This is a genomic window from Candidatus Methylomirabilota bacterium (genome assembly GCA_035315345.1).
GTDB lineage: Bacteria > Methylomirabilota > Methylomirabilia > Rokubacteriales > CSP1-6 > CAMLFJ01.
The window spans coordinates 34949-57497 of the sequence record DATFYA010000008.1; the positions used below are offsets into that span (position 1 = coordinate 34949).

18 protein-coding genes are annotated in these 22549 nt (G+C 69.7%); 8 read left to right on the forward strand and 10 right to left on the reverse strand.

Annotated elements, in window-relative coordinates:
- Positions 1 to 26: 26 nt before the first annotated feature.
- The 7 genes from dop to VKN16_01010 all read left to right on the forward strand — a co-directional run bounded on the left by dop (position 27) and on the right by VKN16_01010 (position 10180).
- A complete protein-coding gene (dop, locus tag VKN16_00980) occupies positions 27 to 1526 on the forward strand; it encodes a depupylase/deamidase Dop (GenBank protein ID HME92772.1) in 1500 nt (499 codons plus the stop codon).
- Between the two features lies 1 nt (position 1527).
- On the forward strand, positions 1528 to 2349 hold the full coding sequence (gene prcB, locus VKN16_00985) for a proteasome subunit beta (protein HME92773.1): 822 nt from the start codon (positions 1528 to 1530) through the stop codon (positions 2347 to 2349).
- 16 nt (positions 2350 to 2365) lie between these two features.
- Positions 2366 to 3058 carry a proteasome subunit alpha gene (gene prcA / locus VKN16_00990; GenBank protein ID HME92774.1) on the forward strand — a complete coding sequence of 231 codons (693 nt, stop codon included), beginning with the start codon at positions 2366 to 2368 and terminating at the stop codon, positions 3056 to 3058.
- An 80-nt stretch (positions 3059 to 3138) separates the two neighbouring features.
- Positions 3139 to 4494, forward strand: coding sequence for a Pup--protein ligase (gene pafA, locus VKN16_00995; GenBank protein ID HME92775.1), 1356 nt, complete (start codon positions 3139 to 3141; stop codon positions 4492 to 4494).
- 48 nt (positions 4495 to 4542) lie between these two features.
- Complete coding sequence (gene glgB, locus VKN16_01000; protein ID HME92776.1) at positions 4543 to 6735, forward strand: 1,4-alpha-glucan branching protein GlgB; 2193 nt, start codon at positions 4543 to 4545, stop codon at positions 6733 to 6735.
- A 13-nt stretch (positions 6736 to 6748) separates the two neighbouring features.
- Positions 6749 to 8914: a glycogen debranching protein GlgX gene (glgX, locus tag VKN16_01005; protein ID HME92777.1), complete on the forward strand. Its 2166-nt coding sequence runs from the start codon at positions 6749 to 6751 to the stop codon at positions 8912 to 8914.
- A 3-nt stretch (positions 8915 to 8917) separates the two neighbouring features.
- A complete protein-coding gene (locus VKN16_01010) occupies positions 8918 to 10180 on the forward strand; it encodes a Glu/Leu/Phe/Val dehydrogenase (protein HME92778.1) in 1263 nt (420 codons plus the stop codon).
- Here VKN16_01010 and lgt read toward each other — a convergent pair.
- Positions 10134 to 10997 carry a prolipoprotein diacylglyceryl transferase gene (gene lgt, locus VKN16_01015; protein HME92779.1) on the reverse strand — a complete coding sequence of 288 codons (864 nt, stop codon included), beginning with the start codon at positions 10995 to 10997 and terminating at the stop codon, positions 10134 to 10136. The two genes, VKN16_01010 and lgt, sit on opposite strands and share 47 nt — an antisense overlap.
- Positions 10998 to 11079: 82 nt before the next feature.
- On the opposite strand from lgt, the gene VKN16_01020 reads away from it, so the two are divergent.
- A complete protein-coding gene (locus tag VKN16_01020; GenBank protein ID HME92780.1) occupies positions 11080 to 11742 on the forward strand; it encodes a hypothetical protein in 663 nt (220 codons plus the stop codon).
- Here VKN16_01020 and VKN16_01025 read toward each other — a convergent pair.
- From VKN16_01025 to VKN16_01065, 9 genes are all read right to left on the reverse strand, one after another.
- Positions 11733 to 12500: a substrate-binding domain-containing protein gene (locus VKN16_01025; protein ID HME92781.1), complete on the reverse strand. Its 768-nt coding sequence runs from the start codon at positions 12498 to 12500 to the stop codon at positions 11733 to 11735. The genes VKN16_01020 and VKN16_01025 overlap by 10 nt on opposite strands.
- Positions 12501 to 12575: 75 nt before the next feature.
- Positions 12576 to 14921: a xanthine dehydrogenase family protein molybdopterin-binding subunit gene (locus tag VKN16_01030; GenBank protein ID HME92782.1), complete on the reverse strand. Its 2346-nt coding sequence runs from the start codon at positions 14919 to 14921 to the stop codon at positions 12576 to 12578.
- Position 14922: 1 nt separating this feature from the next.
- Positions 14923 to 16095: a TIGR03619 family F420-dependent LLM class oxidoreductase gene (locus tag VKN16_01035; GenBank protein ID HME92783.1), complete on the reverse strand. Its 1173-nt coding sequence runs from the start codon at positions 16093 to 16095 to the stop codon at positions 14923 to 14925.
- Positions 16096 to 16196: 101 nt separating this feature from the next.
- Positions 16197 to 16766, reverse strand: a complete 570-nt coding sequence (locus VKN16_01040) for an amino acid synthesis family protein (GenBank protein ID HME92784.1) — start codon at positions 16764 to 16766, stop codon at positions 16197 to 16199.
- Positions 16766 to 17941 carry an amidohydrolase family protein gene (locus VKN16_01045; protein ID HME92785.1) on the reverse strand — a complete coding sequence of 392 codons (1176 nt, stop codon included), beginning with the start codon at positions 17939 to 17941 and terminating at the stop codon, positions 16766 to 16768. Before VKN16_01045 ends, VKN16_01040 begins: the two co-directional genes overlap by 1 nt.
- A 10-nt stretch (positions 17942 to 17951) precedes the next feature.
- Positions 17952 to 18647 carry an ABC transporter ATP-binding protein gene (locus tag VKN16_01050; protein HME92786.1) on the reverse strand — a complete coding sequence of 232 codons (696 nt, stop codon included), beginning with the start codon at positions 18645 to 18647 and terminating at the stop codon, positions 17952 to 17954.
- Positions 18644 to 19414, reverse strand: coding sequence for an ABC transporter ATP-binding protein (locus VKN16_01055; protein HME92787.1), 771 nt, complete (start codon positions 19412 to 19414; stop codon positions 18644 to 18646). Before VKN16_01055 ends, VKN16_01050 begins: the two co-directional genes overlap by 4 nt.
- Positions 19411 to 21237, reverse strand: a complete 1827-nt coding sequence (locus VKN16_01060) for an ABC transporter permease (GenBank protein ID HME92788.1) — start codon at positions 21235 to 21237, stop codon at positions 19411 to 19413. The genes VKN16_01055 and VKN16_01060 overlap by 4 nt, the downstream gene beginning before the upstream one ends.
- Before the next feature lie 80 nt (positions 21238 to 21317).
- Positions 21318 to 22532: an ABC transporter substrate-binding protein gene (locus VKN16_01065; GenBank protein ID HME92789.1), complete on the reverse strand. Its 1215-nt coding sequence runs from the start codon at positions 22530 to 22532 to the stop codon at positions 21318 to 21320.
- Positions 22533 to 22549: the final 17 nt, after the last annotated feature.

The window sequence follows — 22549 nt, forward strand, 5'->3', positions numbered from 1 at the left end:
GCACGATCGAAGACCCGGGGACGTCAATGGCGATTCCGAAGGTGATGGGGATCGAGACCGAATACGGAATCACGGTCAAGAACCAGCCCGACTTCAACCCGATTCTCTCCTCGCTGCTGCTGATCAACTCCTACGAGACCTACCGGTCCTCCCGCATCCGCTGGGACTACGAGGCGGAGAGTCCCCTGCGGGACGCCCGCGGCTTCGAGTACATGGAGGACAAGGAGGTCCCCTCGAAGGAAGAGTCGCGTCTGATCAATCTCATCCTCTCCAACGGCGCGCGCTTCTACGTGGACCACGCCCATCCCGAGTACTCCTCCCCGGAGACGACCAACCCACGCGACTGCGTGATCTGGGACCGGGCGGGCGAGCGCATCCTGAACCTCTCGCGCACCCGGGCCGAGGCGGTGTCGCCCCCCGAGCAGCGCATCCTCATCTACAAGAACAACACCGACTCGAAGGGCAACTCCTACGGCACCCACGAGAACTACCTCATGGACCGCAAGGTCCCCTTCGCCCGCATCGTCCAGTACCTGCTCCCCTTCTTCGTGAGCCGGCAGATCTTCACCGGCGCGGGCAAGGTGGGGGCGGAGAACAACACCGAGTTCTGCGAGTTCCAGGTCTCCCAGCGGGCCGACTTCCTGGAGACCGAGGTGGGGCTGGAGACGATGCACAGCCGGCCCATCATCAACACCCGCGACGAGCCGCACGCCGACCCCGAGAAGTACCGCCGGCTCCACGTCATCGTGGGCGACGCCAACATGAGTGAGGTCTCCAACTACCTCAAGTGCGGCACCATGGCCATCGTGCTCAGCATGATCGAGGACGACTTCATCGACCGCGACCTGTCGCTGGACAGCCCGGTGCTCTCGTACCGTCGCGTATCGCGCGACCTCTCGTGTCGCGAGGTCATGCGGATGAAGGACGGCCGCTCTCTCAGCGCGGTGGATCTGCAGCGCGAGTTCCTGGACCTGGCCCATCGCTACTACCGCGAGCGCGAGCACGAGCCGTGGGTCGACGACGTGATGGCGCGCTGGGGGTCGGTGCTGGATCGCCTCGCCGCGGATCCCATGAGCCTGGAACGCGAGCTCGACTGGGTGATCAAGCGGCACATCATCGAGAACTACATGGCCAAGCACGGCTGCGACTGGTCGGATTCCCGGGTCGCCATGATCGACCTGCAGTACCACGACATCCGGCCGAGCAAGGGCCTCTACTACAAGCTGGAGGAATCGGACGCGGTCGAGCGCCTCACCACCGAGGACGAGGTGACCAAGGCGATCTACGACCCGCCCAAGGACACCCGGGCCTATTTCCGCGGGATGTGCCTGCAGAAGTATTCCGACGAGGTGGTCTCCGCTTCGTGGGACTCGGTGATCTTCGATCTGAAGGAAGGCCCGCTCAAGAAGATCTTCATGCTGGAGCCGCTCCGGGGCACCGAGGCGCACGTGCGGCAGCTCTTCGACGAATCGCCCAGCGCGGGCGACCTGCTCCGCAATCTCGGCAAGCCGAGCGGCGACTTCTAGGATGCTCGAGGAGCGCGGGTCCGGCGGCGTCTGGAAGGGCGCCTTCTTCGACTATTCGACCTCGAGCTTCGCCGAGATCCTCAATCGCGCGGCCCCTCACCTCCTCCCGGGCCGCTCCGAGTCCGGCGCGGACGACGCGGGCGCGCCGTCGGTGCCCCACGGCACCACCGTGCTGGCGATCCGGTACCGCGACGGGGTCATCATGGCGGGCGACCGCCAGGCGAGCGAGGGCTACCAGGTGGCCCATCGCCGCATCGACAAGATCTTCAAGGCCGACGACCTCTCCGGCGTCGGCATCGCGGGGGCGGCGGGCCCGGCCATGGAGATGGCCCGGCTCTTCCAGACCGAGCTCGAGCACTACGAGAAGGTCGAGGGCGAGAACCTCTCGCTCGAGGGCAAGGCCAACAAGCTCGGCCAGATGATCCGCATGAACCTGCCCATGGCCATGCAGGGCCTGGTGGTGGTGCCGATCTTCGCCGGCTTCGACGAGCGCTCCGGGTTGGGCCGCCTCTTCAAGTACGACGTGACCGGCGGCCGTTACGAGGAGACCGACTACTTCGCCCAGGGCTCGGGCGGCAAGGACGCGCGCGACTCGCTCAAGAAGCGCTTCAAGCGCGACATGAGCCGCGACGAGGCCCTACGGGTGGCGATCGAGGCCCTCATCGACGCGGCCGACGAGGATCTCGGCACCGGCGGGCCCGATCTGCAGCGGGGCATCGTGCCCTCGGTGAAGACGATCACCCGCTCCGGCTTCGCGGACGTCGCCGACGACGAGATCCGGCGTCACTGCGAAGCGATCCTCAACGACCGCAACCGCCTCTAGCCCGCGAGCGCGCCCCATGCCGCTGCCCTACTACGTCTCCCCCGAGCAGATGATGAAGGACAAGGCGGAGTATGCCCGCAAGGGCATCTCCCGCGGCCGGGCCATCGTCGCCATCGAGTACCGCGACGGGGTGCTGCTGGTGGCCGAGAACCCCTCGACCCTCCTCCACAAGATCTCGGAGATCTACGACCGCATCGCCTTCGCGGGAGTGGGCAAGTACAACGAGTTCGAGAACCTCCGGGTGGCCGGGGTGCGCCACGCCGACATCAAGGGCTATTCGTACAGCCGGGGCGACGTCAGCGCCAAGTCGCTGGCCAACGCCTACTCGCAGGCCCTCGGCAATATCTTCACCCAGGACATCAAGCCGTTCGAGGTCGAGGTGCTGGTGGTGGAGGTCGGCGACAACAACGGCACCAAGAACGAGATCTACCACATCCTCTACGACGGCACGATCGAGGACGAGAAGAACTACGCGGCGATGGGCGGGCAGTCCGAGGAGATCCGCCGCTATCTGAAGGACAACTTCCAGGACAGCCTGGATCTCTCCCAGGCCCTGCGGCTCGGCGTGCGCGCCCTGATGGTGACCCAGAACAAGACCCTCACCGAGCGCGACCTCGAGGTCGCGGTGCTCGATCGCACCAAGGAGCGCCGCAAGTTCCGGCGCATCCCGGCCGAGGTCCTGCACCAGCTCCTCAGCGAAACCAGCTAGCCTCGACCGGCCGGGCCGTCGAGGTCCCCTCCCAGGGGTTTCTTGCCCCGCGGCTCCTCCCCTGCTACCCTGAGGGCCACATGAAGCGCCGGATCTTCGGGCTCGAGAACGAATACGGCCTCACCTGCACCCTGAACGGCCAGCGTCGTCTGTCTCCCGACAACGTGGCGCGGTACCTCTTCGAGAAGGTGATCCCGGGGGCCCGGAACGCCAACGTCTTCCTGGAGAACGGCGCCCGGCTCTACCTGGACACCGGCTTCCATCCCGAGTACGCCACCCCCGAGTGTGACGACATCGCGGATCTCGTCATCCACGACAAGGCGGGCGAGCGGATCGTGGAGGACCTGCTGCACCAGGCCGAGAAGCGGCTGCGCGAGGACGGCATCTCCGGTCACATCCTGCTCTTCAAGAACAACACCGACTCCGCGGGCAACTCGTACGGCTGCCACGAGAACTACCTGGTCAGCCGCGACGTCTCGTTCCAGCGCCTGGCCGAAGGCCTGATCCCGTTCTTCGTGACCCGGCAGATCTTCGCGGGCGCCGGCAAGGTACTGCAGACTCCGCGCGGCTTCCACTACTGCCTCTCGCAGCGGGCCCAGCACATCTGCCAGGAGATCTCGGGCGCCACCACCTCGTCCCGCTCGATCATCAACACCCGCGACGAGCCGCACGCCGACGCCGAGAAGTATCGCCGCCTGCACGTGATCGTGGGCGACTCCAACATGTCCGAGGTCGCGACCTACCTGAAAGTGGGGACCACCGCGCTCATCCTGGACATGATCGAGGATGGCCACTTCGACCGGGACTACAGCCTGCAGTCCCCGGTGCAGGCCATCCGGGACATCAGTCACGATCCGACGCTGCGCGAGACGATCCGGCTGAAGGACGGCCGGGCCATCACCCCGCTGCAGCTGCAGATGGAGTACCTCGAGCACGCGACCCGCTACGTGGCCGCCATCGACGCCGATCCGATCACCCGCGACGTGCTCGCCCGCTGGACCTACGTGATCGAGCAGCTCGCCGACGATCCCATGCAGCTGAACCGGGAAGTCGACTGGGTGATCAAGCAGCAGCTGATCCAGGCCTACATGGAGAAGAACCGTCTGTCCTGGCGGGACCCCAAGGTCTCGCTCATGGACCTTCAGTACCACGACATCCGGCCCGACAAGGGGCTGTACTTCAGTCTGGTGCGTCGCGACCTGGTGGACCGCATCACCGACGATGAATCCATCGAGCGCGCCAAGCATGTGCCCCCGCAGACCACGCGGGCCCGGCTGCGGGGCGAATTCATCCGTCAGGCCAACCTCAAGGGCAAGGACTACCGAGTGGACTGGGTCTATCTCAAGCTCAACGATCCGGAGCGCGAGACGATTCTCTGCAAGGACCCATTCCAGAGCCACGACGAGCGCGTCGAGCGACTGATCCGCTCGTTCTAGACACCCCGCTCGCGCGGTTCCCGGCGGGCGGCGCAGGACCGACCGACCATGCCACACACTCCGCTCCGCCCGGATGCGATCAATTCCATCGTCGCCGGTCAGCACGGCGACCCCTTCGCGGTGCTCGGCCCCCACGCCGCCCGCGACGGAACGCTCAGCGTGCGCGTCCTTCGGCCCGGCGCCCGCTCCGTCGCGGTGGTGCTCCCCGACGGCTCCTCGACCGCGCTGCGCTCGCGCAATCCGGTCGGGTTCTGGGAGGGAGAAATCCGCGGCAGCCTGCCGGTGGCGTATCGGCTGCGTGTCGTGGACGAGCAAGGACAGGCCGCCGAGGTCGAGGACCCCTACCGCTTCGGGCCGACGCTCACCTCGTACGACCTGCACCTGCTCGGCGAGGGCACCCACTACCGGCTCTTCGAGCGGCTCGGCGCCCATCCCATCCGCCACGAGGGCGTCGACGGTGTGCGGTTCGCGGTGTGGGCGCCCAACGCGCGGCGGGTGAGCGTGGTGGGCGACTGGAACGGCTGGGACGGACGGCGCCAGCCGATGCGCCTGCACCCGGGCCACGGCATCTGGGAGATCTTCGTGCCCGGGGTCGCGGTGGGCGCCCGCTACAAGTACGAGATCCTCGGCCGCGACGGCGCGCTCCTCGCCCTGAAGACGGATCCGCTCGCGTTTGGCTTCGAGGCCGAGGAGCCGCGCACCGCTTCCGCGGTGACCGACCTGAGCGGCTTCGCCTGGGGCGACGCGGAGTGGATGGACGAGCGCAAGCATCGCAACGCCCTGACGCGGCCCATGGCGATCTACGAGGTGCACCTCGGCTCGTGGCGGCGCCCGGATGGTCGCATCCCGGGCTACCGCGAGCTCGCCGAGCGGCTCGCCGACTACGCGAGCGAGATGGGCTTCACCCACGTGGAGCTGCTCCCGATCACCGAGCATCCGTACTACCCTTCGTGGGGCTATCAGACCCTCGGCTACTACGCGCCCACCCGCCGCTACGGCACCCCCGCCGACTTCATGGCCTTCGTGGACATCCTGCACCGCCGCGGCATCGGCGTGATCATGGACTGGGTGCCCGCCCACTTCCCGAAGGACGCGCACGGCCTCTCCTACTTCGACGGCACCCACCTCTACGAGCACGACGATCCGCACCTGCGCGATCACCCCGACTGGGGCACCCGCGTGTTCAACTTCGGCCGCCGCGAGGTGGCCAACTTCCTCATCGCCAACGCGGTGTTCTGGCTGGAGCGGTACCACATCGACGGGCTGCGGGTGGACGCGGTCGCCTCCATGATCTACCGCGACTACTCTCGGAAAGCCGGCGAGTGGGTGCCCAACGAGTACGGCGGACGGGAGAATCTGGAGGCGCTCGCGTTCCTGAAGCGGATGAACGAGGTCGTCTACGGCGGCGAGCCCGGCGCGACCACCATCGCCGAGGAGTCCACCGCGTGGCCGCAGGTCTCCCGGCCGGTGTACCTGGGCGGCCTCGGCTTCGGGTTCAAGTGGAACATGGGGTGGATGCACGACATCCTCGAGTTCATGCAGCACGAGCCGGTGCACCGGAAGTACCACCACAACCAGCTCACCTTCGGCCTGCTCTACGCCTGGAGCGAGAACTTCGTGCTCCCGCTGTCCCACGACGAGGTGGTCTACGGCAAGCGCTCCCTCGCCCGCAAGATGCCGGGCGACGACTGGCAGCGGTTCGCCAACCTGCGCCTGCTCTACGCGTTCATGTGGGCCTATCCGGGCAAGAAGCTGCTGTTCATGGGCGGCGAGTTCGGCCAGTCCGACGAATGGAATCACGACCGGGCGCTCGACTGGGGGCTGCTCGACATGGGACCCTTCCATCGCGGCGTCCAGCGCATGGTGAAGGACCTGAACCGCATCTACCGGAGCGATCCGTCGCTGCACGAGGTCGACTTCGAGCCGGCCGGCTTCCAGTGGATGGACTGCAGCGACTGGGAGCAGAGCGTGGTCACCTTCTGCCGCTTCGCCCGCAACCAGACGACCCTGCTCCTGTGCGCGTGCAACTTCACCCCGCTCACGCGGCAGGGCTACCGGGTCGGGGTCCCGCGGCCCGGTTACTACCGCGAGATCCTCAACACCGACGCGGCGCTGTACGGGGGCAGCGACGTGGGCAACTCGGGCGGGGTGCCGAGCGAGCCGACGCCGTGGCACGGCCAGCCGCACTCGGTGGTGCTGACCCTGCCGCCGCTGGCCGCGGTCTGGCTCGTTCCCGCGTGACCGCGGCGCGCACATGACCGACGACGTGCCGCGCCCACGCCCGGGTCGGCCTTACCCGCTCGGGGCCACGTGGGACGGCGGAGGCGTGAACTTCTCCCTCTTCAGCGAGCACGCCACCGCGGTGGCGCTCTGCCTGTACGACGAGCGCGATCCGGGCAAGGAGATCCGCCAGATCCGGATCGAGCAGCGCACCGACCAGGTCTGGCACGTCTACGTCCCGGGGCTGCGCCCGGGCGCGCTCTACGCGTACCGGGTGAACGGCCCCTACGAGCCGCGGCAGGGCCATCGCTTCAATCCGGCCAAGGCCCTCCTCGATCCCTACGCGAGGGCGATCGCGGGCACGCTGGACTGGAGCGACACCTTCTTCGGCTACCGCATCGGGGATCGCGCCGGCGATCTCAAGCCCGACGACCGGGACAGCGCGCCCTACCTGCCCAAGAGCGTGGTGGTGGACACCACCTTCGACTGGGAGGGCGACCGCCCGCCGCTCACCCGCTGGTCGAACACGATCGTCTACGAGACGCACGTCAAGGGCTTCACCCGCCTGCACCCCGACGTCCCGTCCGAGCTGCGCGGCACCTACGCGGGGCTGGCCTCGCCGGCGGCGATCCGGCACCTCACCGAGCTCGGGGTGACCGCGGTCGAGCTGCTGCCCGTTCACCATTCGGTCACCGAGAAGTACCAGGCCGATCGCGGGTTCACCAACTACTGGGGCTACAACTCGATCGGCTTCTTCTGTCCGGACTCGCGCTTCTCCTCTTCCGGGCACCTCGGCCAGCAGGTCGACGAGTTCAAGCAGATGGTGAAGACGTTGCACCGGGCCGGCGTCGAGGTGATCCTCGACGTGGTCTACAACCACACCGCGGAGGGCAATCATCTCGGCCCCACCCTCTGCTTCCGCGGCATCGACAACGCCGCGTACTACCGCCTCGACCCGGAAGACCTGCGCTACCACGTCGACTACACCGGGTGCGGCAACACGCTGAACATGCGGCACCCGCGCACCATCCAGCTCCTGATGGACAGCCTGCGCTACTGGGTGCTCGAGATGCACGTGGACGGCTTCCGCTTCGACCTCGCGGCCGCCCTCGCCCGCGAGCTGCACGACGTGGACCGGCTCTCCGCCTTCTTCGACGTGGTGCATCAGGACCCGGTGATCTCGCAGGTCAAGCTCATCGCCGAGCCGTGGGATCTCGGCCAGGGGGGCTACCAGGTCGGCAACTTCCCGGTGGGATGGGCCGAGTGGAACGCCAAGTACCGCGACACCATCCGCCGCTACTGGCGGGGCGACGAGGGCCAGGTCGCGGAGCTGGGCTTCCGGCTGACCGGGTCGAGCGATCTCTACGAGACGGGCGGCCGCCGGCCTCACGCGAGCGTCAACTTCGTCACCGCCCACGACGGCTTCACCCTCGCCGATCTCGTCTCGTACGACCGCAAGCACAACTTGGCCAACGGCGAGGACAACCGCGACGGCACCGACGACAACAACTCGTGGAACGGCGGCGTGGAGGGGCCGACCGACGACGGTCAGATCATCGCGCTGCGGGAGCGGCAGATGCGCAACTTCCTGGCCACTCTCTTCCTCTCCCAGGGCATTCCGATGCTGGTCGCGGGCGACGAGATGGCGCACACCCAGCACGGCAACAACAACGCCTACTGCCAGGACAACGAGATCTCGTGGCTGCACTGGCCGCCCGCCGAGACCGGGCATCGGCTGATGGACTTCACGCGCCGTCTCATCCAGCTGAAGCGCGCGAATCCGGTGTTCCACCGCCGCACGTTCTTCCAGGGCCGCCGCATCCAGGGCTCAGCGGTCAAGGATCTGGCGTGGTTCCGCCCGGACGGGCACGAGATGACCGACGAGGAGTGGAGCAACAGCCACGGCCGCTGCCTGGGGCTGCGCCTGTCCGGCGACGCCATCGAAGAGGTTGACGACCTGGGCGAGCCCATCGTCGGCGACACCTTCCTGCTCCTGCTCAACGCGCACCACGAGGCGGTGTCGTTCGTGCTGCCGGCCCACGAAGGTCGGGCGCGCTGGGCGCCGGTGCTCGACACCCGCGATTGGGACGGAGAGGCCGGGCGCCCGCCGCTCCGCACCGGGGAGCGGTACGAGCTGGCCGGCCGCTCTCTCGCCGTCCTGCGCCTCGCCCGGAACCCGCGACTCCACGAAGGAGCCTGATCGATGCACGACTCGCCCGAGTTCGATTCCGAGCTGCACCGCACCGCCCTGGCCCAGCTCGACCAGGTCGCGACCCGCCTCGATCTCGATCACGACATCCACGAGCGGCTGCGATTCCCCCGCCGGGCCCTGGTGGTCTCGGTGCCCATCCGCATGGACAGCGGGCAGACCGAGGTCTTCATCGGCTACCGCGTCCATCACAACACCGCGCTCGGCCCGACCAAGGGCGGCCTCCGCTACGACCTGGGCGTGAACCTCGGCGAGGTGACCGCGCTGGCGATGCTGATGAGCTGGAAGTGCGCGCTGATGGGGCTGCCCTACGGCGGGGCCAAGGGCGGCATCCGATGCAATCCGCGGGAGATGTCGGCCCGGGAGCGCGAGCACCTCACCCGTCGCTACACCACCGAGATCATCCTCATGATCGGGCCCGACATCGACATCCCGGCGCCCGATCTGGGCACCGACGAGCAGACCATGGCCTGGATGATGGACACCTACTCGATGACCCAGGGCAAGAGCGTGCCCGGGGTGGTCACCGGGAAGCCGCTCATCGTCGGCGGCTCGGCGGGCCGCCGCGAGGCCACCGGGCGCGGCATCGTGTTCGTGCTGTACCAGGCGGCCAAGGCGCTGGGCCAGGAGCTGCGCGGCAAGAAGATCGTGCTCCAGGGCTTCGGCAACGTGGGCGGCACCGCGTCGCGCCTGCTGTGGAACGACGGCTGCACCATCGCGGGCATCAGCGACGTCGAGGGCGGGGTGTGGAACCCCGACGGCATCGACGTCCGGCAGCTGCAGACCCACGTGGCCGCGACCGGCAGCGTGGCCGGCTTCCCGGGCGGGGAGCCGATCAGCAACGAGGCGATCCTCGAGCAGCCCTGCGACGTCCTGATCCCGGCCGCGGTCGACTCGGTGATCCACGCGCGCAACGCCGATCGCGTCAAGGCCCTCATCGTCGCGGAGGCGGCCAACGGTCCCACCACCCCCGAGGCGGACGTGATCCTGCGCGATCGCGGAGTCACCGTGATCCCGGACATCCTCTGCAACGCGGGCGGCGTGGTCGTCTCCTACTTCGAGTGGGTCCAGGGCCTGCAGTACTACTTCTGGAAGGAGAGCGAGATCATCTCGCGGCTGCAGGAGATCATGGCCCGGTCGTTCAATCGCGTCTGGCAGACCTCCCAGAAGAACGGGGTGGATCTCCGGACCGGCGCCCTGATGGAAGGCGTCAGCCGGGTCGCCGACGCCCACGTGGCGCGCGGGCTGTACCCGTAGCCCCGCCGGGCCGCGTCGATTCTCCCGGCTCGACGGGCGGCCGCCTGAGCACCCACAAGAGGCCGGCCAACGCGACCAGCACGCCGGCCACGCTGGCCAGCTGAGGCACCCGCAGCGAGCCGAGCCAGAAGCTGTCCAGCCGCAGCGACTCGATGAAGAAGCGGCCCACCGAGTAGAGCCCGATGTAGGAGAAGAAGATCGCGCCAGGATGGCGGCGCACCCGCGGACGCACCCACCACACGAGCATCACGAAGACCAGCAGGTCCCACAGCGACTCGTAGAGGAACGTGGGGTGGAAGAAGTCGTCGTTGCGGAACTCGGGCGGCCGGTGGGCCGGCGAGATGTAGAGCTTCCAGGGCAGATCGGTCGGACGGCCGAATGCCTCCTCGTTGAAGAAGTTGCCCCAGCGCCCGATGGCCTGTCCGAGCACCATGCTGGGGGCGATCACGTCGAGGCATCGGAGGATCGGCAGGCGCAGCCGCCACGCCAGGAGCACCCCGACCAGCGGGCCCACGATGAGACCGCCGTGCATGGCGAGGCCGCCCTCCCACACCGCGATGATCTTGCCGGGATAGCGCCCGTAGTAGTCCCAGTTGAACGCGACTTCGTAGAGGCGGGCGCCGACCAGCCCCGCCACCACCGCCCACTGGGCGGCCCGCAGGAGATCGTCCGCGGGCAGGTTCTCCTCGACGGCGCGACGGTGGGCCAGCCAGAAGCCGACGAGGATCGCGGTGGCCATGAGGATGCCGTACCACCGGACGGTGATCGGTCCGGCCGCGAACGCGATGGCTCCCGGCGACGCGAACACGATCAGCACGATATCACGACGATTTGACGCTCCGAAGGATCGCCACTACACTCGGCGCAGCCACGCCACCCTGCACCTCGAGGAGAGCATCATGCTTCCGGGCAGCACGGGACGGGCGGGACCAACGGGCCTGTATCGCCTGGCCGCCGCGCTCACCGCGGTGATCGTCGGCGTGATGGCGATCGTGACCGCGGTGAACGTCCCCCTGGCCGACCGCCTGGTCGTCGAGAACGGCGTGGCCGAGTGGCTGCAGGTCATCTGCCTGGCCGGGGCCGGCGTGATCTGCCTGCGGCTCGCGGCGCTCGAGCGCGCGAGCGGAGGCACCGGCGCTCCCGACGTGCTCCTCGCCGCCGGCTTCGCGTTCCTGGTGGTGAGCGAGATGGAGCTGCCGACGCTCCTCGCCGGCCGGATCACGATCGATCGGCTCGTGCGCGACGTGAGCGCGGGCCACCGGCGCCAGATCCTCTTCGTCGTCGTGGTGGGCGGGCTCGCGCTCGCCGCCACCGTCTACGCGCTCCGGCATCTGCCCGAGCTGCTCGCGTGGGCCCGGTCGGCCCTGCGCACCGACTGGGGCCGGCTCTTCTTCGTGGCCGTCGCGATCCTGGCCGTCACCGAGCTCTTCGAGCGACGAATGAACCGGATGATGGCCTCGATGGGCCTGCCGCGCCCCTTGCTGGAGGAGACGCTCGAGCTGGTCGCCTCCCTCTATTGCCTGATCGCCCTGCGCCAGCGGATCGTCGGGCGCTACCGGTAGTCGAGCCCGGCCGCCGCGAGCTTCGGCTTGAAGGCCGGACGCGTCAGGAACGCGACGAAGGCCCGGGCCGCCCCCGGCGACGGGCTGCGGGCGGCCAGGCCCGCCGAGTAGACCGTGACCTTCTGGAAGTCCGGCGGCAGCGGGCCGACCAGCGTCACGCCCTTCACCGGGACGATCTCGCTGATCTGGTGCACCACCAGCTCCGCCTCGCCGCTCGCGACCTTCTCGGCGGGATAGCCGCCGGACACGAGCTGGGTCTTGCTCCGGACCGCGTCCGCGATGCCCAGACGCTCGAGCACGCTCTTGAAGTGCACGCCGCTGGTCGCACCCTGCGCCGGATCCACGTACACGAGCGACTTCGCCTTCAGCAGCGTCGTCTTGAACGCCTCGCTGGTGGTGATGTCCGGCTTCGGCGCGCCCTCGCGCACCCCCACCCCCATGCCGGTGCGCGCGAGATCCGCGCGGCTCCCGGAGGCCAGCGCGCCCTGCCTGATCATGTCGTCGATGCCCGCGTCGGTCAGGATCACCACGTCCACCGGCTCGCCGCTCAGGAGCTTCTGCCGCGTCTGGCCGGCGGTGCCGAACGAGAACGTCACGGTGGTGCCGGTCTCCTGCCGGAACTGCTCGGCGAGGTCGGTCACGATCGCACGCACCGCCCCCGCGCTGAACACCTTCACGTCGTCGGCCTGGGCCGGACGGACCGCGAGCGCGCCCAGCCCCATCCATATCGCCACCACCGCGGCCAGGATGATCTTCATGATCGTCCTTTCTCGGATGCCGGGACGAGCCCGGCCTCCGGCTTGAGATCGTAGCTCTGACGCCGGCGACCCGCGCTAGGCTCCATCGCGTCGACGGAGCGTCTCGGCGGAGATCGGCAGCGCGGTGACCGCCACGCCGAGCGGCCGCACCGCGTCGGCCACCGCATTGGCCACCGCCGCGGGCGCGCCGATGGTGCCGCCCTCGCCCATGCCCTTGTAGCCGCCGGGCGTGAGCGGCGAGGGCGTCTCCAGATGTGAGACGGTGAACGACGGCACCGTCGCGGCGACCGGCAGCGCGTAATCCATCAACGTGCCGGTCAGCAGCTGCCCGCTCTCGTCGTAGACCAGTCGCTCGCCGAGCGCCTCGCCGATGCCCTGCACGACCGCGCCGTGGATCTGGCCCTCGACGATGGTCGGGTTGATCACCGGCCCGCAGTCCTCCACGACCACGTAGTCCCGGAGGCTCACCCGCCCGGTATCGCCGTCCACCTCGACGGAGGCGACGTGCACCGCCCCGGAGAAGGTCGGGCCCGGCGGATCGAACCGCTCGGTGGCCTCGAGCCCCGGCGTCAGCCCCTCGGGCCGCCCCTCCGCGCCCGGGGTGTGCGCCACCCGCGCGACCTCCTCGATCGCCACCGCGCGGTCCGGCATGCCGCGCACGCTCACCCGCCCGTCGCGGAGCAGCAGGTCCGCGGGGCTCGCCTCGAGCATCCGGCCCGCGATGGCCAGCAGCGCTCGCCGCACGGTGGCCGCGGCGACCGCGGCCGCGCCGCGCTGGGTCACCGCGCCGCGACTCGCGAACGTGCCGCTGCCGCCGGGCGAGACGGCGGTGTCGGGCTGCCGCACCGACACCGTATCCAGCGGTACGCCCAGCTCGTCGGCGACCAGCTGGGCGGTGGTGGTGGCGTGCCCCTGGCCCTGCGAGGGGAAGGACATGTAGCACGTCACGGTGCCGTCAGCGGCCATGGCCACCGTCGCGCCCTCGTGTCCCGGCACGTCGGTCTGCCCGCGCCGACGGTAGGTCTCCGAGCCCATGCCGGTGTACTCGGTGTAACACGCGATCCCGACGCCCAGGAGCCGCCCCGTCCGGCGCGCGGCGTCGCGCTCGCGCTTGCGGGCCTCGTAGTCGGCCAGCGTGAGCGCCTGCTCGAGCGCCTTCGGATAGTCGCCGCTGTCGTAGACGAAGCCGGTCGCCGACGTGAACGGATACGCCTCGCGCGGGATCAGGTTGCGCCGGCGGATCTCGGCGGGGTCCAGGCCCATCCGGTCCGCGAGCAGATCGAGCGTGCGCTCCATCACGAAGGCGGCCATCGTCATGCCCACGCCGCGGTAGGCGCCGATCGGCGGCTTGTTGGTCGCGAATGCGGCCAGCTCGAACTCGTAGGCCGGCGTGCGGTAGGGACCGGGCAGGATCGAGGCGGTGCCGAGCGGCTCGAGGGCGCCGGTGAGCGGGTAGATGTGGTAGGCGCCGGCATCCGCGAAGACGCGGGCACGCAGCGCGAGCAGCGTGCCCGCCGCATCCGCGCCCGCCTCGACCTCGACCCGCTGCTGGCGGGCGTGCGGGGCGGCGGCCAGGTTCTCCCGGCGGGTCTCGAGCCACTTCACGGGCCGCCCGGTCCGCCGGGCCAGCGCGGCCACCGCCAGGTCCTCCGGCATCACGTACATCTTCTGACCGAAGCCGCCGCCGGTGTCGGGCACGACGACCCGCACGCGCGCCTCGGGCATGCCGAAGGCGCGCGCCACCCCGGTGCGGATGAGGCTCGGGGTCTGTACGCCCAGCCACAGGGTGAGCGCGTCACCGACCCAGTGCGCGATCAACCCGCGGGGCTCGAGCGGCGCGGCCGAGCAGCGGTCGTGGCTGAACGTCTCGCGCACCACGTGGGCGGCGGCCGCGAAGGCGGCGTCGACGTCCCCCTGGCGCCCGCGACGCGAGAAGAGCACGTTCGATCCGTGCTGGGGATGAAGACGGGCCGCTCCCGGGTCCCGCGCGCGGTCCACGTCGAGCACCGCGGGCAGCGGATCGTACTCCACCGCGATCCGGGCGCATCCATCGACCGCGGCGTACGGGGTCACCGCCGCCACCACCGCCACCGGCTCACCCACGAACCGCACCCGATCCGTGGGCAGCGCGGGCCAGGGCGTGGCCGCGAAGCCCGGCGCCTCCAGCCGAGCCTGAATGGGCGCGATCACCCCCTCGAGGTCGCGCCCGGTCAGGGCCGTCTCGACTCCGGGCACCGCGAGGGCGGCCGCGGCATCCACGCCGCGGAGCATCGCGTGGGCGTGCTCGCTGCGCGCGAAGGCGGCGTGCAGCAGCCCGGGCAGCGTGATGTCGTCGAGAAACCGCCCCTGCCCGGCCAGCAGGCGCGGGTCCTCGAGCCGCTTGACCTGAGCGCCCAGGTAGCGCGGCGCCGGGGTGCTCAGCTCAGGGCCTCGCCACGCGGGGCAGCACCTCGCCGGCCAGCAGCTCGAGCTGCTCCATTCCCCAGTTCAGCGGATTGAGCACGATGTACTCGCAGCCACCCAGGTTGGCGACCTTGGCCGAGATCTTCTCGGCCAGCTCCTCGGCCTCGCCCAGGAGATAGAACTCCTTCCAGTAGGGTAGGTCCATGCCCGAGTACGTCTGAAAGTGCGGGATCGCGGTCTCCGGCTTCTCGCCCTTCTTCAGCACCCAGACGAAGTTCGAGTAGACCTTGCTCATGTCGCCGGGCTTGCGGCCGTTGTCGGCCATGAAGCGCTGGATCTTCTCCCAGTCGCCCCTCACCATGTCCGCGGTCGCGGAGGAGTGCGGCACCCAGGTCTTCGCGTACTTCGCGATCCGGCGCAGCACCGGGTCGATGTTGGTGACGGTCTGGCCGTACACCTTCTCGAACGGCTGACTGCCCCCGCCGATCCAGATCGGCGGATGCGGGGTCTGCACCGGCTTGGGGTCGATGGTGAGGTTGCGGAATCGGTAGTACTGGCCCTCGTAGCTCACGTTGTCGCCGGCCCACAGCGCGGTGACCGCCTCAAGCATCTCGTCCATGCGGCGGCCGCGCTCCTTGTGCGGCACGCCCATCAGCGCGAACTCCTGCTCGTGCCAGCCGACGCCCACCCCGAGCAGGCTGCGGCCGCCCGAGAGCAGATCGAGGGTGGCCCACTCCTTGGCGAAGTACGCCGGGTTGCGCAGCGGCAGTACCAGCACCATGGTCCCCAGCTTGATCGTGCGGGTCATACCGGCCAGCGCCGAGAGCAGGGCGAGCGGCTCGAGCCAGGTGCACGAGTAGGCCGGCGGGGTGAGGAGCAGGTGATCGATGCTGACCGCGCAGTCGAAGCCCAAATCCTCGGCGCGGCGCAGGTAGGCGCCCATCTCGGCGAGGGTGGCCGTCTTCGCACCGAGGGCGAAGCTCGGGAGGCGCAGGCCGAATTTCAGGTCGCCGGTCTTGGGCAGCGGGGAGATGTCGTGGATGGAGCGGTCGGCGCGGACGCGCGCGCGGTCTTTCCCACTGCTCTTCTTGGCGCGCGCTGCCGCGTTGCTTCCGTGACTTCTCTTTTCAAGTCGCGCTGCGGCGATCTTCTTCGCGGTGCGGTTGGGCCTCTTCGCGCCTTTGGCGCTCATCTTGGAGCGCGCTGCCGCGTTGCTTCCGTGACTTCTCTTTTCAGGTCGCGCTGCGGCGATCTTCTTCGCGATGCGGTTGGGCCTCTTCGCCCCTTCGGGGCTCATCGGAGGCCATCCTCTTTCTTCGCTTCCGCGACGGTGAGGCCGCCGACTCGCGCGTGGGGCCGGCCGCCGTCGGTGACCACGAGGGCGACCAGGATCTCGCCGGCGCGGGGGGCGTCGTTGAGCCGCACCTCCATCGCGTCGAAGTGGGTGCGCACGAAGGCGGCGTCCTTGTAGTGGAGCGGCACGTCGATGGTGGTGCCGGGGCCGCCCAGCTTCTTGGCGGACGGAATGATGGCCTTGCCCCCGTCCACCGCGGCGCGGAACGGCGTGCCCAGCGTGGGATGGAGGATCGCGGCGGCGTGCTCGTACTCGCCGTCCGCGCCCACGATGGCCGCCTTGCCGTAGGAGTGCACCGGCGCCCCCAGCGCGGCCACCGCGCGTCGGCCGAGCAGATCGCCCAGCTCCTCGCCCGTCTTCACCAGCTCCTGCAGGTCCTCCACGTAGCGGCCCGCGAACGGGTTCTCGATCACCGCCACCGCCGCGACCTTCCGGAGCGGCCGCTCCAGACGGCGCCCGCCGTCTTCCTGGATCTCTTCCACGACCGTCAGCAGCTTGCGAATCTTCATCAGTGTCCTCCCGCGGCGGGGCCGTGGCCCTTCACGACCTCTGCCGCACGCATGGCGGGCGGAGTGTTTCGGCTCCGCCCGATCCGGATCCGGCCGTCGATGACGATCATGGAGACGCCGAAGAGATCGCCGACGGTGAGCGCTTCGAGCGCGGTGCGTCCCTGCGAGCCGATCGGCGCGTCCACGATGCAGAGGTCGGCCTCGCGTCCGGGCGCGATCACTCCCACCGGCAGCTTGTAGACACGCGCGGTGTTCCCGGTCGCCATGCAGACCGCCTCCTCGGGGGCCACCGCGCCCAGCGAGGCCAGGTGAGCGAGCACTCGCAGGATGCCCAGCGGGACGACCCCGGTGCCGGACGGGGCGTCGAGACCGATGATGACCCGGTCGGTGGCCTTCGCTTCCCGGGCGCGGCGCAGGGTGTGCAGCGCGGTCTTGCCGTTGCCGCAGTGGACGATCTCGAGCGCCATCCGCGTGGCGACCAGCCCGTCGATCTCCCGCTCGCTCATCGAGGTCGTGCCGCCGTTGATGTGACCCACCACGTCCGGATCGGCCTCCAGCACCACGTCCGCGCTGATCGCGTTGGAGCCCGCGATGGACGGGCCCCCGGTGTGGATGGTCACGGTCATGCCGTGCTTCTTCGCCCACTTCACCATCGGGGCGGCGTCCTTGCCGGTCCGGACCGAGCCGAGGCCGATCTCCCCCACCAGCTTCACCCCCGCCTTCGCCATCTCCGCGAAGTCGTCCTCGACCATGCCCATCTCGAGGATCGGCGCACCCGCGTGCACCTTCACCCCGGCCGGCCGCTGGTTGGCGTAGGCCTTCGCGGCCACGATCGCGAGCGCCTTGAGCCCCACGATGTCCTTCGGCCGTCCGGGCAGGTGCACCTCGCCCGCCGAGATCATGGTCGTGATCCCCCCGTGGAGGCCCGATTCGATGAAGTCGATCGTCCGCTGCCGCGGCGTGAAGTCGCCGAACACGGGGTGGCAGTGGGAGTCGATGAGGCCGGGCACCACCGTGGTGCCGCGCGCGTCGATGACGGTGTCGGCGTCGCCGTCGAGGCCGCGGCCCACCGCCACGATCTTGTCGTGCTCGATCGCGATCGTGTCGCCGTCGAGCAGGGGCGCTGCGATGTCCCCCGACACGATCTGCCCGATGTTCCTGATCAAGGTCTTCACGCGCCCCTCCTCACACCGTCAGGTACTTGCGCCGCAGCGACTCGTCCGCCATCAGCGTCGTCATCGGCCCGTCGAAGCAGATCTCGCCCTTCTCGATGATGTAGGCGCGGTCGGCCAGGCGCGCCGCGAACTTGAGATTCTGCTCGGAGAGCAGGATCGTCAAGCCCTCTCGCTTGAGCGCGGCGATCTGGTCCCCCAGCGCCCGCACGATCACCGGGGCCAGCCCTTCCGACGGCTCGTCGAGCAGCAGCACCCGCGGGTTGCCCATGAGCGTGCGGGCCACCGTCAGCATCTGCTGCTCTCCGCCGGAGAGGCTGCCCGCGCGCCGGCCCGCCAGCTCGTGCAGCTTCGGGAAGAACTGGTAGACCTGCCGCGCGCTCCACACGCCGTCGCCCTTCTGGCCGACCACCAGGTTCTCCTCGACGGTGAGATCGCCGAAGATGCGCCGGTCCTCCGGCACGTAGCCGACGCCGAGCCGGCTGATCTCGTGGGTCGGGCGGCGGGTGATCTCCCGCCCGTCGAACCGCACCGACCCACCCGTGATCTCCACCAGCCCCACGATTGACTTGAGCGTGGTGGATTTGCCCGCGCCGTTGCGCCCGAGCAGCGAGACCACCTCCCCGGCCCGGGCGGTCAGGCTCACCCCGTGGAGCACGCGCGAGAGCCCGTAGCCGGCCTCGACGCGGTCGAGCGAGAGGGTGCTCATTCGTCCTCGCCCAGGTAGACCCGCTGGACCTCGGGATCGGCGCGGACGTGGGCGGGAGCGCCGTCGGCGATGACCCGGCCCTGGTGCAGCACCATGATCCGGTCCGCGATGGAGAAGACCACGTCCATGTCGTGCTCGGTGAACAGCACGGTGAGCTGGCGCTCGCGGGCGATGCCGCGGGTGAGCGCCATGAGGGCGCCGCGCTCGGCGGGCGCCATTCCGGCGGTCGGCTCGTCGAGGAGCAGCACCTCGGGGTCGTTGGCGAGTGCCACCGCCAGCTCGAGCTTCTTCAGGTCGCCGTAGGCGAGGACCGCGGCGAGGCGATCGGCCTGCTCCCCCATGCCGACCTGCTCGAGGAGCGCGCGCGCCTCGTCGCTCTGCAGGCGCGAGGCGGGCTCCAGCAGCGAGTAGGTCTTGCCCCGATGAGAGAGGCGCGCCACCCGCACGTTGTCGAGCGCGGTGAGGGTGGCGAACGTGGCGGTGATCTGGAAGGTCCGGCTCACTCCGCGGCGCCACACCGCGTAGGGCGGCAACCCGCTCAGGCGCTCGCCCTTGAAGCGCACCTCCCCCGCGTCGGCGCGCAGCTGCCCGGTGAGCATGTTGAAGAAGGTGGTCTTGCCCGCGCCGTTCGGGCCGATGAGGGCCCGGATCTCGCCCTTCGGCATCACGAGGTCGACGCCGGCCACCGCCTGCACTCCGCCGAACGACTTGGAGAGCCCTCGCGTCTCGAGCACCGGCGGAACGGCGGGCGACGGCGTCGCACTCACGGCCGACGCCCGTCGAGCACCCCCGCGATGCCCCGCGGGAAGACCAGCACCAGCATGATCAGGATCGCGCCGAGCACGATCTGCCAGTAGTCGGTGTAGCGGGTGATGATGGTATCGAGCAGCTTGTACACGGTGGCTCCGATCAGCGGACCCGACGGCGAGCCCACGCCGCCCAGCAGCACCATCACCAGCGGCTGCACCGACATGGGCGACTCGGTGTAGACCGGGAACACGCTGCCCTTGAGGAAGGCGAAGATCGCGCCGCCCAGGCCGGCCACGAAGCCGGCCACCACGAACGCGATCCACTGCAGCGCCCGGATGTTCACCCCGAGCGCCTCGGCCCGCCCTGCGTGATCGCGCGCGGCGCGCAGGGTGAGCCCGAAGGGCGACGCCGCGATCAGACGCAGCAGGACGATCCCGGCCACCGCGGCGACGAGCGCCCAGTAGTAGTAGCGCGCCGGCGAGGCCAGCCACGCGGAAGGCCACACGCCCAGGACGCCGTTGTCGCCGCCGGTGACCTCGTCCCACTGGTGCACGATCGCGTAGACGATCTGGGCGAAGGCCAGCGTGAGCATCGCGAAGTAGATGCTGGTGAGGCGCACGCAGAAGTAGCCGAAGACCACCGCGCCCGCCGCCGCGACCAGCGGGGCGGCCACGAACGCGACCGGCATCGGCAGGCCCGCGAGCTCGAGCAGCAGGGCGGCGCCGTAGGCGCCCAGGCCGAAGTAGGCCGCGTGGCCGAAGGAGACCATGCCGCCCACCGCCATCAGCAGGTAGAGGCTGGCCGCGAAGAGGGCGAAGGCGAAGATCTCGACCACGATCGACACCCAGAAGGTGGGCAGCGCGAGCGGGAGGAGCGCGAGCACGACGAGAGCGCCGAGCAGCCACGCGGGATGAACCCGGCGCGGCGCGACCCCGGGGACCGCACCCCCGCCCGGCGGCCGCAGCTGGATCTCGGGCCGCCCGAGCAGGCCCCACGGGCGCACGATCAGCACCACCGCCATCACCACGAAGATCAGCACGATGGCGCTCTTCGGCAGCAGCAGGACCCCGTAGGCGTTGAGCACGCCGATGAGCAGCGAGGCGAGCAGCGCCCCCCACACCGAGCCCATGCCGCCGATGACGACGACCACGAACGCCTCCACGATGATCGACGTGTCCATCACGGTGGTGAGCGCCAGCCGCGGCACCTGCAGGGCGCCACCGAGGCCGGCCAGGAAGGAGCCGAGCACGAACACCGAGGTGAACAGCCGCGACTGGTCCACGCCGAGCGCGGCCACCATCTCCCGGTCCTGGGTGGCCGCGCGGATCAGGATGCCCCAGCGCGTGCGGTGGAAGAGCAGCCAGAGCCCGAGCGCCACCAGCGGGCCGAACGCGATGATCGCCAGATCGTACGAGGGGAAGAGCTGGCCCGCGACCGCCACCGAGCCGGCGAGCCCCGGGGCCGCGGGGCCCGTCTTGTTGTCGGCGCCCCAGATGTAGCGGACCGCATCGGCAACCACCAGCACCAGCGCGAAGGTCAGCAGCAGCTGGTACAGCTCGGGGGCCCGATACACCCGGCGGAGCAGCAGCACCTCGACCAGCCCGCCGAAGGCCGCCACCGCCAGCGCGGCGAGGAGCACGGCGAGATAGAAGGCGGCGGCGCCGCCGGGAAGCATCGCGGCGAGCGAGTAGGTCAGGTAGGCGGCCAGCATGTAGAAGGAGCCGTGGGCGAAATTGACGATGCGGGTGACCCCGAAGATCAGGGAGAGCCCCGACGCGATCAGGAACAGGAACATCGCGTTCGCGAGCCCGCTCAGGAGCTGGACGAAGAGGAGGGACATGGCGGGCGTGCCCCCTCACCCTGCCCTCTCCCCCGAGGCGGGGGAGAGGGACCGGGCGATCATCGGGGGCGGGATCGGGCTCAGTTGGCCGGGCGGAGCTTCTTCACTTCCTCGTCGGACGGCAGCACCTTCTCGCCGGGGATCAGCTCGTGGTTGACCATGATGCCGACCCCGCGCTGCGGGTCGACCTTGGTGGTCCCCACCCACGCGCCCATGGTGGACTGTCCGTCGGAGGCCCGGAACGTGATCGGGCCCATCGGGGTGTCGACCTTGAGCCCCTTGAATGCGGCGACCAGCTTCGGGGTCTCGGTGCCCCCCGCCTTCTTGAGCACCTCGGCCACCGAGAGATAGGTGACGTAGCCGATCAGCGAGCCGAGCGCCGGCGTCTTGTCGCCCCGCTTGGTGTAGCGCGCGACCCACTCGGCGTGGCCGGGGATCTTCACGTCGTACCAGGGATAGCCGGTGACCAGCATGCCCTCGGGCGCCTCGAGCTTGAGCGGATCGATGTACTCGGGCTCGCCCAGCAGGATGCCGACCACGAACATCTTCTGGAACAGGCCGCGCTTCTGCGCCTCGCGCACGAAGGCGAGCCAGTCGCTGCCGAAGAGCGAGACGTAGAGCGCGTCCGGGTTCTGGTTCAGGATCGCGGTCACCAGCGGGCCCGGCTCGATCTTGCCGAGGGTCGGCCAGTGCTCGCCCACGACCTGCGCGTCGGGCTTCAGCTCCTTCAACCGATCGCGAAAGGTCTCCCAGGCGCGCTTGCCGTACTCGTAGTTGGGCCCGATCGTGGCCCACTTGACGTACTTCATCTTGCCGGCCTTGTCGGCCAGCATGCGGCCCTGCTCGTAGGTGTTGGGGCGCAGGCGCACCGCGTGGTCGTGCCCCTTGGACCAGGTGAGGGCCTCGGTCAGGGCCTCCGCGGCGAGGAACATCGTCTTGTTCTGCTTGGCCCAGTCCGAGACCGCGAGCCCCACGTTGGAGAGAAAGCTCCCGGTGATCATCACCACCTTGTCGGACTCGACCAGCTCCTGCGCGTGCTTCACCGCCTCGGCGGGCTGACCCTTGTCGTCGCGGAAGACCACCTCGAGCTTGCGCCCGAGCACGCCGCCCTTGGCATTGATCTCCTCGACCGCCATCTCGACGCCGGCCCGGTAGGGACCGGTGAACGGCGCGCCGATGCCGCTGTAGGAGTTGATGTCGCCGACCTTGATCGGCGCCTGGGCCGAGACCGGCCCCGCCCCCAGCGCGAGCAGCAGGACGGCCGCGGAGAGAGCCAGGAGACGGGATGCGCGCATGCAAAACCTCCTCGTGG

What these genes read in the sequence shown, in the direction of transcription:
- VKN16_01040 (HME92784.1), bottom strand. Translation starts at nt 16,766, where the DNA reads ATGAAGATTCGCAAGCTGCTGACGGTCGTGGAAGAGATCCAGGAAGAC.
- dop (HME92772.1), top strand. Translation starts at nt 27, where the DNA reads ATGGCGATTCCGAAGGTGATGGGGATCGAGACCGAATACGGAATCACG.
- VKN16_01050 (HME92786.1), bottom strand. Translation starts at nt 18,647, where the DNA reads ATGAGCACCCTCTCGCTCGACCGCGTCGAGGCCGGCTACGGGCTCTCG.
- VKN16_01060 (HME92788.1), bottom strand. Translation starts at nt 21,237, where the DNA reads ATGTCCCTCCTCTTCGTCCAGCTCCTGAGCGGGCTCGCGAACGCGATG.
- VKN16_01025 (HME92781.1), bottom strand. Translation starts at nt 12,500, where the DNA reads ATGAAGATCATCCTGGCCGCGGTGGTGGCGATATGGATGGGGCTGGGC.
- prcA (HME92774.1), top strand. Translation starts at nt 2,366, where the DNA reads ATGCCGCTGCCCTACTACGTCTCCCCCGAGCAGATGATGAAGGACAAG.
- prcB (HME92773.1), top strand. Translation starts at nt 1,528, where the DNA reads ATGCTCGAGGAGCGCGGGTCCGGCGGCGTCTGGAAGGGCGCCTTCTTC.
- glgX (HME92777.1), top strand. Translation starts at nt 6,749, where the DNA reads ATGACCGACGACGTGCCGCGCCCACGCCCGGGTCGGCCTTACCCGCTC.
- VKN16_01035 (HME92783.1), bottom strand. Translation starts at nt 16,095, where the DNA reads ATGAGCGCCAAAGGCGCGAAGAGGCCCAACCGCACCGCGAAGAAGATC.
- VKN16_01010 (HME92778.1), top strand. Translation starts at nt 8,918, where the DNA reads ATGCACGACTCGCCCGAGTTCGATTCCGAGCTGCACCGCACCGCCCTG.
- glgB (HME92776.1), top strand. Translation starts at nt 4,543, where the DNA reads ATGCCACACACTCCGCTCCGCCCGGATGCGATCAATTCCATCGTCGCC.
- VKN16_01020 (HME92780.1), top strand. Translation starts at nt 11,080, where the DNA reads ATGCTTCCGGGCAGCACGGGACGGGCGGGACCAACGGGCCTGTATCGC.
- pafA (HME92775.1), top strand. Translation starts at nt 3,139, where the DNA reads ATGAAGCGCCGGATCTTCGGGCTCGAGAACGAATACGGCCTCACCTGC.
- VKN16_01065 (HME92789.1), bottom strand. Translation starts at nt 22,532, where the DNA reads ATGCGCGCATCCCGTCTCCTGGCTCTCTCCGCGGCCGTCCTGCTGCTC.